The sequence below is a fragment of the Thermosipho ferrireducens genome (genome assembly GCF_017358165.1).
Lineage (GTDB): Bacteria > Thermotogota > Thermotogae > Thermotogales > Fervidobacteriaceae > Thermosipho_B > Thermosipho_B ferrireducens.
This window is the reverse complement of sequence record NZ_CP071446.1, coordinates 338,828-354,577: the sequence shown is the minus strand read 5'-3', so window position 1 is coordinate 354,577 and position 15,750 is coordinate 338,828. Positions and strand designations below refer to the sequence as shown.

The window sequence follows — 15,750 nt, the reverse complement described above, 5'->3', positions numbered from 1 at the left end:
ATGAAGGTCAGAGACTTTATGATTCGTGATATAACAGCAGTGCTACAGGATGAAAATGTTGGAAGAGTTTTGAAAATATTATCAAGGCAGGAAATTACAGGTATTCCTGTGGTAGATGAGGATTTAAGAGTAGTTGGATTTATAAGTGAGAATGATATTATTCGTGCTGCATTGCCAAGTTATTTTGCATTATTGCAAACTGCTTCTTTTATACCGGATTTGAACCAGTTTGTGAAAAACTTAAAAAAGCTTTCTTACAAGCCTGTGGCAGACATTATGAGTAAGCCAGCTATTTCTGTAAAAGAAAGCACTCCGTTATTGCACGCTGCGGATCTGATGATAAGACATACTTTGAAAGTTTTGCCGGTAATTGACGAGTCTGAAAGGTTGATAGGAGTAATCACCAGGATGAAAATTTTAGAAGCAGTTACGAAAGGAGATATGTAAATATAATGAGGGTTAGCATTTTGACATATGGTTGCAAACTCAACCAATATGAAACAGAATTAATGACGGAAAGGCTTGAGAATATAGGTTTTGTTGTTATGACGGAAGAGGTGGAATCAGATGTTTTTATTTTAAACAGTTGTGTGGTGACAAATGAAGCTACAAGAAAAATTCGTCAGGAGATTAGAAAATTGAAAAGGAAATATCCTGAATCGAAAATAATAGTGGCCGGTTGTTATTCTCAGTTATCTGCAGATGAGATTTTGAAAGAAGGTGTAGATTTAGTTGTAGGTAATGGAGAAAAAAGAAAAATAGATGAGTATATTGGTAGAACAGGAGTTTATGTTGATAAGGCGTATTGGAAAGATGGAAATGGAATAGAAGAAGAGACAATATACGCGGCAATTAGTGATAGAACAAGGGCTTTTGTTAAAGTCGAAGATGGATGCAACAATGTATGCACGTATTGTGCTATAAGGCTCGCGCGTGGTGTGAAAGTAAGGAGTAAGCCTGTAGAATTTGTAGTTACAGAAGTTCGGCGTTTAATAAAGAGAAATTATAAGGAAATAGTTATAACCGGATTAAATCTTGGTAAATACGGGCTGGAGCGTGGGTATAATTTACTGGATCTCCTTGAGGAATTGGTAAAAATTGAAGGTGATTTTCGAATAAGATTGAGTTCCATAAATCCTGAAGATATAACAGATAAGCTAATAGATTTTATAATAAACGAGATTAAGATATGCAACCATCTTCATATACCACTTCAAAGTGCAAGCGATAGAATTCTGGAGAAAATGAACAGGAATTACAGGCAGAGAAATTATATAGAAATAGTAAATAAGCTTCGAAAAAAAGATCCTATTTTTTCGATTACAACAGACATAATGGTGGGATTTCCCGGGGAGACAGAGAAGGATTTTTATGAAACCTTAAAAGTAGTGGAAGATTTGAGGTTTTCAAAAGTCCATGCCTTCAGATATTCCCCGAAAAAGGGAACCCTTGCAAGTACTTTTACAGATCAAATACCTGGAAATATTAAAAAAGAGCGCTTGATTAAACTCGAACAATTAAGCAAAAAAATGGCAAAAGAGTATAGAAAAAATCTTGTTGGCGCAAAGTTGAAAGTACTTGTTGAAGGAGCAAAGAATGGTATATATAGAGGGTATGATGAGTATTATGTGTTACACGAAATACCTAAGGGGAGTTTTGGGAATTTTGAGGATGTAATAGTGTTTTCTGTAACCGAAGAAGGAGTGGTGTCTAAAAGTGTCAGAAAACAGGTCTCAAATAGATGAGATTTTAAATGGATTGATAAACGGGATAGGTATATACGAGACTGTTAGATTGTACAATGGAAAGCCATTTGCCATTGAGGAACATTACAAAAGGTTGCTGAGTTCTCTTTCTTATGTAACTGATGAGAAATTGTCGGTTGAGGATTTTGAAAGATTTGTGTTTTCAAATGATGAAGGTGATGTTCGAGTAAAAATAATATGCGTTGTTTCCGATAGATTGCGCTGTTTTTCTAAAGAAGAAAGAATAGAAAGTGATGAAGAATTTTTTAACAAGGAAATAGTCATTGATATTTCTAATATAAGACATGCTGATCCATTGAGTATTCCACCGAATTTTAAATCACTTGGTAGACCTGATCTTTACCTCGCGCGGTTGAATAAAGGAAATTTTTACGATGTAATTCTACTTGGTAATAAAGGTCAGGTGTGTGAAGGTAGTTTTTCCAATATTTTTATAATAAAAAACAAAAAAATTATAACTCCTTCACTGGAGTCTGGTATACTCAACGGTATAACGCGAAAACATGTTCTTAAAATGTTAAGAGAATCTGGATATGAGGTTATAGAGAAGTATGTCGAGTTAAAGGAGATTATTTATGCCGATGAAGTGTTTTTAACTCACACGAGCAGAGGGATTGTACCTGTTAACAGCTTAGGAAATAAGGTAAATTTTTCTGTAGAGATGTCGAAGTATTTAACGAAAATGTTTGAGGAGTATGTAAATGCAAAGATTCAGTGAAGTTTTGAAGGAATTATCAAAGAGAAATAATTTTTTTAGAACAGTGTACATAGGTACTGTTGCAAAGAGCGAACTTTCCAGGATAATAGGCATACCTTTTTCAGAGCATTGTTTTTCTACAAAATTTTCAAAAGGTGTTCTTTATATACATTGTGATGACCAGATATATGTTACAGAAATGGTCTTTTTTAGAGAAAAGATAAAGGAAGAGTTAAACAAAAAAATAGGATTTAAAGCTATTGAAAAAATTGTTGTTAGAAGAGGCTATAAAGGAGGTTTTTGAATGGAATACAGTGCAAAGCAAATAAAGGTTTTAAAGGGATTGGAACCCGTGAGACAGCGCCCGGGGATGTATATAGGTTCTACAGGTAAAGCGGGACTTCATCATCTTATTTACGAAATAGTGGATAACAGTATTGATGAGGCGCTGCAGGGATATTGTGACAGTATAAAAATAACCATTTTTAAGGATGGGAGTGTTGAGATAGAAGATAACGGGAGAGGAATTCCTGTTGACATACATCCTGAAACAAAAAGAAGTGCACTTGAAGTTGTTATGACAACCCTGCATGCAGGAGGGAAGTTTACAAAAGATTCTTACAAAGTGAGTGGAGGTCTTCATGGGGTAGGTGCCTCAGTTGTTAACGCACTCTCAGAATGGCTTGAAGTGGAAGTTCATAGGGATGGAAAAATTTACTATCAAAAATACGAAAGAGGAGTGCCGTTGTTCGATGTGAAAATTCTTGGTGAAACTGAAAAACGTGGAACAATTGTAAGATTTAAGCCTGATGCTACTATTTTTTCAACAACAGAGTTTGACTCAGATACAATAATGATAAGGCTTCGCGATCTTGCTTTTTTAAATCCAAATGTGACCATCTTTTTTAAGGATGAACGTGACGGAACAGAGAAAACATATCATTTTACAGGTGGGCTTAAAGAATTTATAAGTTATGTAAATAAAAATGCAAGGACTCTTCACGAACCTGTTCATATTGTTGGAGAGTATAAATCTACGAAAGTGGAATTGGTTTTCCAGTATACAACATCTGATAATGAAAGAATTCTTTCATTTGTTAATAATATTCGTACAGTAGAAGGTGGAACTCATGTTACAGGATTTAAGAGCGCATTTACCAGATTAATAAATGAGCTTGGAAAAAAGATAGGTATGATAAAGAACTTCACTATCAGAGGAGAAGATATAAGAGAAGGAATGGCAGCAATAATCAGTGTTTTGATGATAGGAACTCCGGAATTTGAAGGGCAAACAAAATCGAAGTTAGGAAACGAAGAAGTTCAGGAGGCAGTTGCAAAAGTTATAAGGGAAAAACTTCTGGAATTTTTTGAAGTAAACGAGACAACACTGAAAATAATCTTACAAAAAGCACTTGAAGCAAGAAAAGCACGTGAAGCGGCAAAACATGCTCGAGAAATGGTAAAAAGAAAGAGCGTTTTTGGCAGTTCTTCTCTGCCTGGAAAACTGGCGGACTGTATCACAAAAAAGCTTGAAGAATCTGAATTGTTTATTGTTGAGGGAGATTCGGCGGGAGGATCTGCAAAGCAGGCGCGCGATAGGAATTTTCAAGCAATTCTACCTTTGCGAGGTAAAATACTTAACGTGGAAAAAAGCAGCTGGCTTAAACTCTTAAAAAATGAGCAGATTCGGGATATTATCACAGCTCTTGGAACGGGAATAGGCGATGACTTTGATGTAAAAAAATTACGTTATGGGAAGATAATAATTATGACTGACGCTGATGTTGACGGGGCTCATATAAGAACACTGCTACTTACACTTTTCTACAGGTATATGAAAGAACTTATAGATCACGAAAGAATTTATATAGCTCAACCACCTCTGTATAAAGTCTCTGTTGGAAGAACAATATATTATGTCTACAGCGATGAAGAGCTGGAAGAGTTAAAAGAAGAAATTGGGGACAAAAAATACGATATTCAAAGATATAAAGGTCTTGGAGAAATGAATCCCGAGCAGCTCTGGGAAACAACAATGGATCCGCAAAAAAGAAAGCTTTTAAAGGTAACGATAGAAGATGCAGAAGAGGCTGATGAACTGTTTGAAATGTTAATGGGAAATGATACAGAAAGCAGAAGAGAATTTATAATAAGACACGCATTACAGGTGAAGGAGATCGATGTTTAGTAAAAATGAAAAAGTTTTTTCTCTTTTTGGCTTTTTTGGGGCAAGCAATAGTTTTAGGTGCTTACATTGAATTTTTACCATTTGCTACGGTTACTACAAATGTTGTAACCGTATATGATGTGAGTGCTACTTATGTTACATTCGATGCTACAACACTGAGAAATATTATTCTGGCATATATTCCTGAAAACGGAAAAATCGACATAAGTGTAAAGTATATTTTGCAGCGATTATCGAGAGTTACTTCCGATATTGAAGCCACACCTACAGAAGGTTTTATAAGTGTTTCTTATTCGCCTGTAGTGGTTAGTGAAAGCACCTCCTCTACGCTTACCGTTGAAAAAGCCTACAAAATGGCAAAAAATTTGGTTTTATCGTCTTTGCCGGAAGGAGCTTACGCTACAATTACAAGTTCTTATGGTACTATTGTTGAGCATGACAATTATTCAATAAAACTTTTGGGAGGTGCGGTCGGGAATTTTCTTGTAAGATTTTCTTTGAAAAAATCTGGAAGAACAGTGGGATATTATAATATAAATCTTAAGGCAGAACTTTTCAGGAAAATCCCTGTAGCTGCAAGAAATATAAACTATGGAGAGCAGGTAACTGACAAAGACATAATAAGAAAGTCTGTTAACATTTTGTCGTTACACGGTACACCAGTAAATGTTTCCGAACTTCCAATGATAGCCCGAAAATCATTTAAAGAAGGCGAAGCTATATTAAAAGAATATCTGGATAAAATACCCGATGTGGTTACTGGACAGTTGTTAATAGGTATTGTAGAACTACCAGGGGTTAAGGTAACAGCGCTTTTGAGAGCTATGGAAGATGGAAATATTGGTGATGTAATAAAAGCAAGAAACGTGGATACAGGGAAATTGGTTTATGGAATAATTGTAAAAGGGCCTCTTCTCAGGGTTTTGGAGGTGTTAAAATGAGGAAAATTTTTATGATAGTTTTTATGTTAAGTTTGAGTATTTTACTGGCAAATTCTATATATAATCCTTCAGGGAAGTTTGGGCATATTATAGCATCTCCCAGAGCGTCAAAAGTGGGTGATGCTATTAACGTATTAGTTTATGAAACTCCCAGGTTTTCCACAAGCTCTGAAGTAGACTCTTTTAAAAATGTAATTCTCAATGCAATTAATAATGGAACAAAACTTTTAGGTACAGACCTTTCAGGTTTTATTCCAATTAAAGATAGCGACAGGGTAAAAACATCAAATAAAAGTCAGACAAGCGTGATAGTTGAAATAACAGCAATTGTTAAACAGGTGGACGAATATGGGAATCTATATATTGAGGGAAGAAAAAACATAAAAGTCGGGAATGAATTAAGAGAAATAGTGATAACCGGATGGGTTAGTCCCATGGTAATTTCGGCAAAAAATACAGTTGATTCATCAGATATAATGAATGCTCAAATCTGGGAAAATGGGAAAATAGTTTTTCAGGATGATCCAAACGAGGGAAGCTGGCTTGGCCTTATATTAGCAAGTATAGCTGAGCTTTTTAGATAAGGAGGAAAGCCATGAAGAGAACAGCAATTATAGGATTATTATTGATTGTTTTTCTTGCTTTTTCTACAGTTGTGAGAATAAAAGATATAGCAAAGTTCAGAGGGGCTCGTGATAATCAGCTTTTTGGTGTGGGAATAGTTGTAGGCTTGAATGGAACAGGTGATGGCGGAACATTAAATTCTCCTTTGCTTGCTAACATGTTTAAGAATTTTGGTATACCAATAACAGAAGCAGATATAAAATCAAACAACACGGCGCTGGTTATGGTGACAGCAGATATCCCCGCTTTTTATAAAGAAGGAATGAGACTTGATGTTATTGTTGCTTCTATTGGAAATGCTAAAAGTCTGGAAAACGGTGTACTTGTTCAAACTCCCTTGTACGGTGCTGATGGCAATGTATATGCAGTTGCTCAGGGTCCTGTTTCTGTTGGAGGTAGCGACGTTAAGTCGAGTATAAATCTTCAAAAACGCTTTAAGGTAACTGGATACATTCCAGGTGGGGCGTTGATTGAACGTGAAATTCCTTCTAATATAGTTGATGATAATAGTATAACCATTTTACTGATGAATCCAGATGTAACCACTTCTGCGAGGGTAGCGCTTGCTATTAATGAAAAATTTCAGTCGCGACTTGCGAAAGCAGTTGATCCATCTTCTATAAAAGTTTTGATACCAGATGCTTTTTCAGATGATTTAATTACTTTTCTTTCTATAATTGAAGAGATAGAGGTTGTGCCTGACCAACCTGCAAAAGTGGTAATAAACGAAAGAACGGGGACGGTTATATTTGGAGGCAATGTCAAAATAGCTGATTTTACATTAAGCTACGGTAATTTTGTGATAAGTATAGAAAATGGAAAGATAGATGAAAAACAGGCTACAATTTCAAATTTGATAGCGGCGTTAAAAGCGCTGGGAGCAACCCCTCAGGATATAATAGGAATAATTCAGGAGTTATACAAAGCGGGAGTAATATTTGCAGAAGTTAAAATAATGTGATCAGGGGGAATAATATGAAGGTTTTTAATAATTTCAACTTCAAAAATGCTCCAATTAGCCAGAATAGTAATGATAAGTTAAAAAAAGTTTCCGAGGAATTTGTTGCTCAATTTTTCTTCCAGGTATTTAGAAAAATGTATGACACAATTCCAAAATCACGCTTAATACCGGAAAGCTTTGGGGAAAAATGGTTTAGAGAAAATCTACTATACGAATATTCTAAAAAAGCAGCAGGCAGTGATTTGAAAATCCTTACTGATGAAGTTTATAAATCCCTCGGTGGAAAAATGTACAGCAAAAACACAGTATTAAGAAATGTTGGAAAGTATAAAGTTGAGTCAAAGTAATGTGGGTAGCAAGAGTTAGTGTTTCCTTTCTACCATTTCGAGGAACGCAGTAATGAAGAATCTTAATCTGGCGAGAGTTGGTAAAATAAGATCTCTCGTCACTTCGTTCCTTGGGATGACAGGAAAAGGGGTGTCATTCCGAACATAAAGGGCGAGGAATCTTGTATTTAGCAAGATTAGCAAGGCCTGTCCTGAGCACAAAGTGCGAAGGATCTTGCGAGATTAGCGAGGTTAGCTTTCACCCATGTCATTCCGAGGAGCGTAGCGACGAGGAATCTACCGTTCATGTCATTCCGAACCCGAAGGGTGAGGAATCTTATAATTAGTGAGATTGGCAAAATTAGCAAGATTGGTAAGAAAAAACAAGATTCCTCACATACGTTCGGAAAAGCATTCTGTTTTTATGTCATTCCGAGGAGTGCATACGACGAGGAATCTTGATTTACCGAGTATTGACGAGAGTTAGTAAAAAACAAGGTTCCCCGTTTCACTCGGAATGACAATAAGAAATAATCTCCCTCATCATTGTATTCCTCAAAATGACATCTCCTTCAGCACTTTGTTCCTCAGAATATCGAGTGGATTCGCCACCTTTTAAGGTCTTCCCAGGTTGTATATTCATGTGGTTTTTAAACATGTTAATATGAAAAAGTCCTTTAAAAAAAATTAACATTTGTCAGTATCTCTATTAAATATTTGATTTTGCAAAACTTCTATTTAATAAATTAAAATACTATATATTGTGTATAACTATACAATATGATACAATATGTTGTGGTAATTCTGAAAAGAGGGGGGAAGAAAATGCGTTTAGTTTATGATTATATTAATGATAATGATTGGAAAGTAAGAGAAAATTCAAATATGCAGTACTCTTTGCAGGGATTAAACAATCATATTTATCAGGAGGTAATAAAAAGATTCTGGCTGGAAGAAATTTACGACAGGTACAATAAAAAAATTAAAGAATATTACATAAAGGGTTTTATACATATCCATGATCTGGGGGTTTTGGCTTCATATTGTGTTGGCTGGGACCTTGAGGAGTTATTGAGAAAAGGATTTAACGGAGTTTCCGGGAAAGTTGCATCAGGCCCTGCTAAACATTTTAGAACTGCTCTGGGTCAGATTGTTAATTTTTTATACACGTTGCAGGGGGAAACTGCTGGTGCCGTTGCGTTTTCAAATTTTGATACATTACTTGCCCCTTTTATAAGGTATGATAATCTTAATTATTATGAAGTAAAACAGGCATTGCAGGAGTTTATTTTTAATATGAATGTTCCAACAAGGGTAGGTTTTCAATCTCCCTTCAGTAACATTACAATGGATTTAACGGTTCCTTCGACTCACAGAAATAAACATGTAATTATTGGCGGGGAGGAGCAAAAGGAAACGTATTCTGAGTTTCAAAAAGAAATGGACATTTTAAATAAAGCATTTGTGGAAATTATGCTTGAGGGTGATTATAATGGAAGACCTTTCTCATTTCCTATACCAACTTATAATATTACAAGAAATTTTAAATGGGATAGTGAAGTTGCGAATATGATCATCCTTATGACAATGAAATATGGAACACCATATTTTGCAAATTATATTAATTCTGATATGAAACCGGAGGATGCGAGGTCAATGTGCTGTCGTTTAAAGCTTGATAACAGGCAGGTGCTGGAGCATTTAAAGGAACTTTCGTATGGTTTTACAACGGAAAATAACGGTGAAGATGGCAATATAGTAATAAAAAGACGAGGAAGCTTGTTTGCTTCGAATCCTTTAACGGGTTCAATAGGTGTTGTTACTATTAATATTCCAAGGATAATGTTTCTTTCAAAGGGAAATGTAAATAGATTTTATAGTATATTGGACGAAGTAATGAATGTTGCAAAAGAAGCTCTGGAAATTAAAAGGATTTACATTGAAAATTGGACTAAAAAAGGGTTATATCCGTATACAAAAGTGTATCTGGATAGCGTTTATAGGTTAACAGGACAGTACTGGGCTAATCATTTCTCTACAATAGGACTTGTTGGGATGCATGAGGGTCTTGTTAATTTTGGGATCCAGGAAGGTATAGTGTCGATGAATGGGAAAAAGTTTGCTCAGGAAATTATGGATTATATGTTGGCTAAGTTAGATGAGTTCAGTAGGGAAACGGGAAATTTGTACAATTTAGAAGCATCACCTGCGGAGGGAGCAAGTTATAGACTTGCGAAATTGGATAAAAAAGAATTTGGTAGCTTAATAAAACATGCGGGAACAGACGAAAAGCCATATTATACAAATTCAGTACATCCTCCTGTGAATTATTTTGAAGATCCTTTTGATTTACTGGAGCATCAAGAAGGGTTGCAAAACAGATGGACTGGAGGGACAGTTGTACATATTTATGTTGGGGAAAAAATTACCGATCCAGAAACTTTAAAAGAATTTATCCAGTATAGTTTTGAGAATTATTCCTTACCTTATATGAGTATAACACCTACATTTTCAATTTGCCTTGAGCATGGCTATATAACCGGTGAGTATTTTAAGTGTCCATACTGTGGAAAAGAAACAGAAGTTTATTCAAGAGTTGTTGGATATTATAGACCGGTACAGAATTGGAATGATGGGAAACAGCAGGAATACTATGAAAGAATACAGTTTAAATTTGATAATGCGACTTTAAAAAGGTGAATTATATGATTCTGGCCGGTATTAGAACTTTCAGTTTTGTAGATTATCCTAGAAGAATATCTTCCGTTGTTTATACAGGCGGCTGTAATTTTAGATGTCAATGGTGTCATAATTGGAAAATAGCATATGCAAATGAATATAAAGTAATCTCTGAAGATGAGATGTTGGACAGGTTAAAATTTTTAAGGGCAAGAATAAGTGCAGTATGTATTACTGGTGGTGAGCCAACAATACATAATGATTTAATAGAGTTTGTAAAACAGGTAAAAGACATGGAATATATGATAAAAATCGATACAAATGGTACGAACCCGGATATGATTTATAAATTAATTGAACAAAATCTGATAGATTATGTGGCAGTAGACATTAAAGCTAAGCCTGAAAATTATAGCAGGTTGGTAAATGTGTATGGCCGTTACTGGGAAAGTATATCAGAAACGATAAAAATTTTGAGAACATCTAACATAGAATATGAATTTAGGATGACATATGTTCCAGGTCTTTCATCACAGGATGACATAGATTTTTTTGAAGAGTTTTTAGTTGAAGGTGAAAGGGCATATATTACTGTTGCAAACTCTACGGAAATATTCAAAATAAAAAGTAGAAGAAGTAAAAGGATGAAAATAAAAAGATTGATTTTTAGATAATGTTTATCCCGGAATATTTCACAATAGAATAATTTAGCATGGGTATAATTTTTCGAAAAGTTCTGTTAGAATAATGTATAAGTTATGGAGAGTCATAAGAAAAATTAAATACCTCCGGAATTAAAGGTGAGTAATCTTAAAAGGGAAGCCGGTGAAAATCCGGCGCGGCCCCGCCACCGTAACTGGGGACGAAACCAACAGGAGGCCACTGGGGAAACCCGGGAAGGCGTTGGGAGTAGGATGATCCAGAAGCCGGGAGACCTGCCTTTAATTCCAGGGAAGTCCCATTTTCGAGGGTGAAATGGGATGATTTTATATTTTTTAAGGAGGTGGATTATGAAAGTTCATGAGTTCGTTGGAAAAGGGATTTTGAAGGATTATGGAATTAAGGTTCCAGATTCATACCTTATTCAGAGAGAAAAAGAGGTGAAAATTCAGTTTTTACCAGCTGTTTTAAAATCTCAAGTTTTAGTTGGTGGGCGAATGAAGGCTGGAGGAGTGCTTTTTGCAAGAACAGAAGAAGAATTTTTTAAACATGTAAATACGCTATTGAACAAAAAAATAAAGGGAGAAAAACCTTACGGTGTTCTTGTTGAAGAAAGGGTAGCTGTGAGAAAAGAGTATTACATTTCTCTGGTCTTGGATAGAGAAGAAAGAGATGTGATTATTCTATTTTCTGAAAACGGAGGTATAGATATAGAAAAAAACAAGGAAAATGTAATTAAAACTGACTTTGAAACTTTCGGAAATATTATTCCAGATAAGATACAAACAGTTCTTCTAAAATTGGGGGAATTATTCAAAGAAAAAGATCTTACATTACTGGAAATAAATCCGTTGGCTGAAAATGATAAAGGTGAAATATATGCCCTTGATGTTGTGATGCATCTGGATGATAATGCGATATTTAGACAAAAATGGGCAGAAGAGTTTGTGATGAATAAATATCCATTTCATTTTGTAAGATTAAGTGGTAATATTGGAATAATAGGTTGTGGAGCGGGAATCGTTATGGCGACAATGGATGCTATAAAGCTGGCCGGTGGAGAACCAGCAGACTTTCTGGATCTCGGTGGCGGAGCAGAAAAAGACATAACCATTGAAGCGTTGAATCTATTGAAAAGTTGTGGAATAAAAAAAATAGTGCTGAACATATTTGGAGGAATCACCCGATGTGATGAAATAGCATCTGGAATAGTTAAGTTTAAAAAAGAAAATCCGGAAGTTCAACTTTACGCAAGATTGACGGGAACAAATGAGCATGAGGCAAAGAGAATATTGAGAAGAAATCATATAGGTTATTATGAGGATATGTATTCTATGATTCTGGAAGCGGTAAAGGGGGGAGACAGATGATTAATGGAAAAGAAAAAGTCTGTGTGCAGGGGATAACTGGAAAATATGGAAGATTACATACAGAAAAAATGTTAAAATATGGAACAAATATATTATGCGGCGTTTCTAAAAACAAAAAAGTTGATAATGTGTGTGGAGTGGAAGTGTTAAACAGTATGGAGGAAGCGATTGTAAAATATGATATAGATACTTCAGTTGTATTCGTGCCAGCCTTGTATGCAAAAGAAGCAGTATTTGAGGCTATAGATGCTGGCGTAAAGAAGATAGTTATAATCACAGAACATATTCCGCAACATGATATGCTTGATATATATAAAAAAGCACGAGATAATAATGTAAGAATAATAGGACCAAATTGTCCGGGGATTATTTTGCCAGGAGTTTCAAAAGTTGGAATAATGCCTGAAAATGCTTTTAAACCAGGGGATATTGCGGTAATATCAAGGAGTGGGACATTAATGTACGAAATATCAAATTATTTGTCTTTGTATTCTACGGGAATAAAAATAGGAATAGGGTTGGGAGGAGATCCTATTATAGGTACATCTTTTTCAGAAGCTTTAGATTATATAATGGAAGAAAGTATAAAAAAGGTAGTTATAATAAGCGAAGTTGGAGGTCTGGATGAAATAAAGGGAATTGAGTATATATTAAATAAGGGTTATGATGGAGAAATAAGGGTGTTTTTTGCAGGAAGGACTGCTCCACATGGAAAAAGAATGGGGCATGCAGGTGCTATAGTTGAAGGGTATAGAGGAAGTATAGAATACAAAGAGAAAAGTTTGAAAACTTTAGGTGTAAAAGTGGCAAAGAAAATACCGGAACTTGCATGGGAGGGATAAATTTGATAGTTGACAATCCCTTTTTCTTATTGTTTTTGTCAATGCTAACAGGGATTTTATTGGGAAAAATACGCGTTGGAAATTTTAAACTTGGAAATTCTGGAGCGCTGTTTAGCGGTTTAATAATAGGATGGTATATAATTACCAGAATTAATGATCAAGAGGTTGTTGACAGCTTAAACAGTACCTTTCATACTTTTTTTATTTTTTCGTTGATATTGTTTATATCTTCGGTGGGATTAATAGCCTCAAAAAATATAAAAGAAATTGTAAAAAGGTTTGGAGTTAAATTTATGATGATAGCGTTTTTCATAACATTTTTCGGATTTATTGGTACATATTTTTTATCAACGTTTTATGAGAATAAGTACAATTTTATAGGTATCTATTCTGGAGCACTTACCAGTTCTCCGGGGCTGGCGACTGCTATAGAAAGCGCCCCGGAATTTCAAACAAGTATTACCTACGGCTATTCTATAGGATACATACCGGGAGTTTTAGCTGTGATTTTTGCTATGTACTTTATTCCTGTTATCTTTAAAATAGACATAAAAAAAGAAAAAGAAAATTTACTTGCAAAATCGGTTTTTTATAAGGATGATAACACTGGTTTTGATTTTATATCGTATATGTTTGTTATTATTACAGGAATATTGGTTGGGAAAATAAATATAGGTGCTGGAATCAATTTTAATCTTGGAATAACAGGAGGGGTATTGTTATCATCTTTAATTTTAGGGGCTGCTGGTAAGCTCTGGATCTTTGATTTTAGAATGAATTACAGAGTTTTAAAAATATTTCAGGAATTTGGCTTATTAATGTTTTTAGCTTCGGTGGGATTAAAATCAGGGTACAGGACATTTACCACTTTAAATTTTAGCACGTTTATGTTGATGTTGTTTTCACTGATAATAGCTTTTGCTTCTATTTTTGTTGGTTATTTAATAGGGAGATACATATTTAAAATGAACTGGATAATATTATCAGGGGCAGTTTGTGGTGGAATGACAAGTACACCAGGATTGGGCGCCGCCATTGATGCGAATGATTCCGAAGAAGTAGTAGCTGGATATGGAGCAACGTATCCTTTTGCTTTGCTTGGAATGGTGGTATTTAATAAGGTCTTTTTGATTCTGTTAAGCTAATTGTTTGTGTAAAATTTGTTAATATTGAAAAATAAGTTGGGTGGACTTTCAAAATAAGGTTTACAGTTTCTATATTCTGATTTAAAATCTATATATAAGAAAATGTAAAGGCTGAAGAATAATTTATTTACATAACTTGAAAATTTTGAAAAATCAATATGGAGGTTAATTATGAAATCTCTGAAATTCCTGGGATTATTAAGCATAACTATGTTTTTTGTGGGGGTTTTCATATCCGTTTATTTCAATGAATGGTTCAATTTGTCACAGTATACTTTCAGCAAACTTGGAAATAGTTATTTAGCGACTTATCCCTGGATTTTTTCTTTTTTTGTGATTGTTGGTGGCGTATTTATGACGTTTTATGGATTAGTATTAATCAGAAAATCTATAGAAAAATTGAGAATAATAGGTGGCGCTTATGTACTTTTAAGCGGTATTTTTATGATACTTGTTGGGGTATTTCCAGACGGAACGAAACCACACGATTTTGTAGCTCTTATGACGTTCTTAATATTTTATGCTGGAATGATGGTTTATGGTTTCAAATCGTCTGATAAGGTATTTCAGGTTTCGTCTGTTGCAATTTTTATAACAATTATTATTGTTCTTGTCTATAACCCTTTTCCATCAACGGGATATCTGGAAATTTTTGGATTACTTTTGGTGGTGATTGACCTTATTTTAGAGTTTTTTGAAGGAAAGCTGGATAGATTATTTAAAAGTTTTTTATAGTCATTTTTTAGAATTATCAGGTTTTAGAACTCCAGGGAGGTGGATGAATGGTTAAAGCAGTGGACCTTACAAAAGAATTTGGCGGGGTAAGGGCGGTAGATGGTATAAATATTGATATTCCAGAGGGACAAATATTTGGATTTCTTGGACCAAATGGTGCGGGGAAAACTACTACTATTCGTATGCTCACAGGAACTTTAAAACCAACCAGAGGCAAAATAGAAATTCTTGGAATGGATATGAAAAAACATGAAATAGATATTAAACGCAGAATAGGTGTTGTGCCAGATGAGCCAAAGATATATACCCACTTGAAAGGTTTTGAATTTTTAGAATTCATAATGGACATTTTTGAAGTGAATAATTCTGATACAAAAAAAAGAATAGATGAGTTGTGCGCAGCTTTTAGCGTAGATTATCTCGATAAGTTTGTTTCAGATATGTCTCATGGCATGAAGCAGAAGTTAATGCTTGTCAGTGTTTTAATGCGAAAACCTGAGGTAATATTTTTGGATGAACCAACAGTGGGATTGGATGCACGGAGCGCGAAAATATTAAAAGATTTATTAAAAAAATATTCCACTCAAGGGGTAACAATTTTTCTTACCACACATATACTTGAGATAGCGGAGAAAATGTGCGATGTGATAGCAATAATCGATAAAGGTAAAATAATCGCTCAGGGTACTATGGATGAATTAAGAAAACTCACTGGTAGTGATGATAAGACACTTGAAGAGCTTTTCATAGAACTTACTGCCCAGGAAGAAGATATTAAAAGTATAGTGGATACTCTTTAATTCAATATTTATAGCA

The 15,750-nt window shown here is 34.7% G+C and carries 16 protein-coding genes and 1 riboswitch; all 16 genes read left to right on the top strand.

The window, feature by feature from the left end:
• The 16 genes from JYK00_RS01755 (at position 1) to JYK00_RS01680 (ending at position 15,734) form a co-directional block, all read left to right on the top strand.
• Complete coding sequence (locus tag JYK00_RS01755) at positions 1 to 447, top strand: CBS domain-containing protein (RefSeq protein WP_207567008.1); 447 nt, start codon at positions 1 to 3, stop codon at positions 445 to 447.
• 5 nt (positions 448 to 452) lie between these two features.
• Positions 453 to 1,745, top strand: coding sequence for a tRNA (N(6)-L-threonylcarbamoyladenosine(37)-C(2))-methylthiotransferase MtaB (gene mtaB / locus JYK00_RS01750; RefSeq protein ID WP_207567007.1), 1,293 nt, complete (start codon positions 453 to 455; stop codon positions 1,743 to 1,745).
• Positions 1,717 to 2,484, top strand: a complete 768-nt coding sequence (locus JYK00_RS01745) for an aminotransferase class IV (RefSeq protein WP_207567006.1) — start codon at positions 1,717 to 1,719, stop codon at positions 2,482 to 2,484. Before mtaB ends, JYK00_RS01745 begins: the two co-directional genes overlap by 29 nt.
• On the top strand, positions 2,468 to 2,767 hold the full coding sequence (locus tag JYK00_RS01740; RefSeq protein ID WP_207567005.1) for a DUF721 domain-containing protein: 300 nt from the start codon (positions 2,468 to 2,470) through the stop codon (positions 2,765 to 2,767). The genes JYK00_RS01745 and JYK00_RS01740 overlap by 17 nt, the downstream gene beginning before the upstream one ends.
• Complete coding sequence (gene gyrB / locus JYK00_RS01735; RefSeq protein ID WP_207567004.1) at positions 2,768 to 4,651, top strand: DNA topoisomerase (ATP-hydrolyzing) subunit B; 1,884 nt, start codon at positions 2,768 to 2,770, stop codon at positions 4,649 to 4,651. It abuts the gene before it with no gap.
• Between the two features lie 5 nt (positions 4,652 to 4,656).
• The gene (gene flgA, locus JYK00_RS01730) at positions 4,657 to 5,592 is read left to right on the top strand and encodes a flagellar basal body P-ring formation chaperone FlgA (RefSeq protein ID WP_207567003.1); all 936 of its coding nucleotides are present in this window, start codon (positions 4,657 to 4,659) and stop codon (positions 5,590 to 5,592) included.
• Positions 5,589 to 6,176 (top strand): flagellar basal body L-ring protein FlgH, encoded by a 588-nt coding sequence (locus JYK00_RS01725; RefSeq protein ID WP_207567002.1) that lies wholly within the window; start codon positions 5,589 to 5,591, stop codon positions 6,174 to 6,176. The genes flgA and JYK00_RS01725 overlap by 4 nt, the downstream gene beginning before the upstream one ends.
• An 11-nt stretch (positions 6,177 to 6,187) precedes the next feature.
• Positions 6,188 to 7,177: a flagellar basal body P-ring protein FlgI gene (locus JYK00_RS01720; RefSeq protein ID WP_207567001.1), complete on the top strand. Its 990-nt coding sequence runs from the start codon at positions 6,188 to 6,190 to the stop codon at positions 7,175 to 7,177.
• A gap of 14 nt (positions 7,178 to 7,191) precedes the next feature.
• A complete protein-coding gene (locus JYK00_RS01715; RefSeq protein WP_207567000.1) occupies positions 7,192 to 7,524 on the top strand; it encodes a rod-binding protein in 333 nt (110 codons plus the stop codon).
• A gap of 804 nt (positions 7,525 to 8,328) precedes the next feature.
• Positions 8,329 to 10,203, top strand: coding sequence for a ribonucleoside triphosphate reductase (locus JYK00_RS01710; protein WP_207566999.1), 1,875 nt, complete (start codon positions 8,329 to 8,331; stop codon positions 10,201 to 10,203).
• Between the two features lie 5 nt (positions 10,204 to 10,208).
• Positions 10,209 to 10,856, top strand: coding sequence for an anaerobic ribonucleoside-triphosphate reductase activating protein (locus JYK00_RS01705; RefSeq protein WP_207566998.1), 648 nt, complete (start codon positions 10,209 to 10,211; stop codon positions 10,854 to 10,856).
• A 107-nt stretch (positions 10,857 to 10,963) separates the two neighbouring features.
• Positions 10,964 to 11,139, top strand: a riboswitch (cobalamin riboswitch).
• A gap of 53 nt (positions 11,140 to 11,192) precedes the next feature.
• A complete protein-coding gene (locus JYK00_RS01700; RefSeq protein ID WP_207566997.1) occupies positions 11,193 to 12,212 on the top strand; it encodes an ATP-grasp domain-containing protein in 1,020 nt (339 codons plus the stop codon).
• Complete coding sequence (locus JYK00_RS01695; protein ID WP_207566996.1) at positions 12,209 to 13,054, top strand: succinate--CoA ligase subunit alpha; 846 nt, start codon at positions 12,209 to 12,211, stop codon at positions 13,052 to 13,054. Before JYK00_RS01700 ends, JYK00_RS01695 begins: the two co-directional genes overlap by 4 nt.
• A 2-nt stretch (positions 13,055 to 13,056) precedes the next feature.
• Entirely contained in the window at positions 13,057 to 14,199 is a 1,143-nt protein-coding gene (locus JYK00_RS01690) for an aspartate-alanine antiporter-like transporter (RefSeq protein ID WP_228288183.1), read from the top strand.
• A gap of 171 nt (positions 14,200 to 14,370) precedes the next feature.
• Positions 14,371 to 14,934, top strand: a complete 564-nt coding sequence (locus tag JYK00_RS01685; protein WP_207566994.1) for a DUF998 domain-containing protein — start codon at positions 14,371 to 14,373, stop codon at positions 14,932 to 14,934.
• A 47-nt stretch (positions 14,935 to 14,981) separates the two neighbouring features.
• Complete coding sequence (locus tag JYK00_RS01680) at positions 14,982 to 15,734, top strand: ABC transporter ATP-binding protein (RefSeq protein ID WP_207566993.1); 753 nt, start codon at positions 14,982 to 14,984, stop codon at positions 15,732 to 15,734.
• Positions 15,735 to 15,750: the final 16 nt, after the last annotated feature.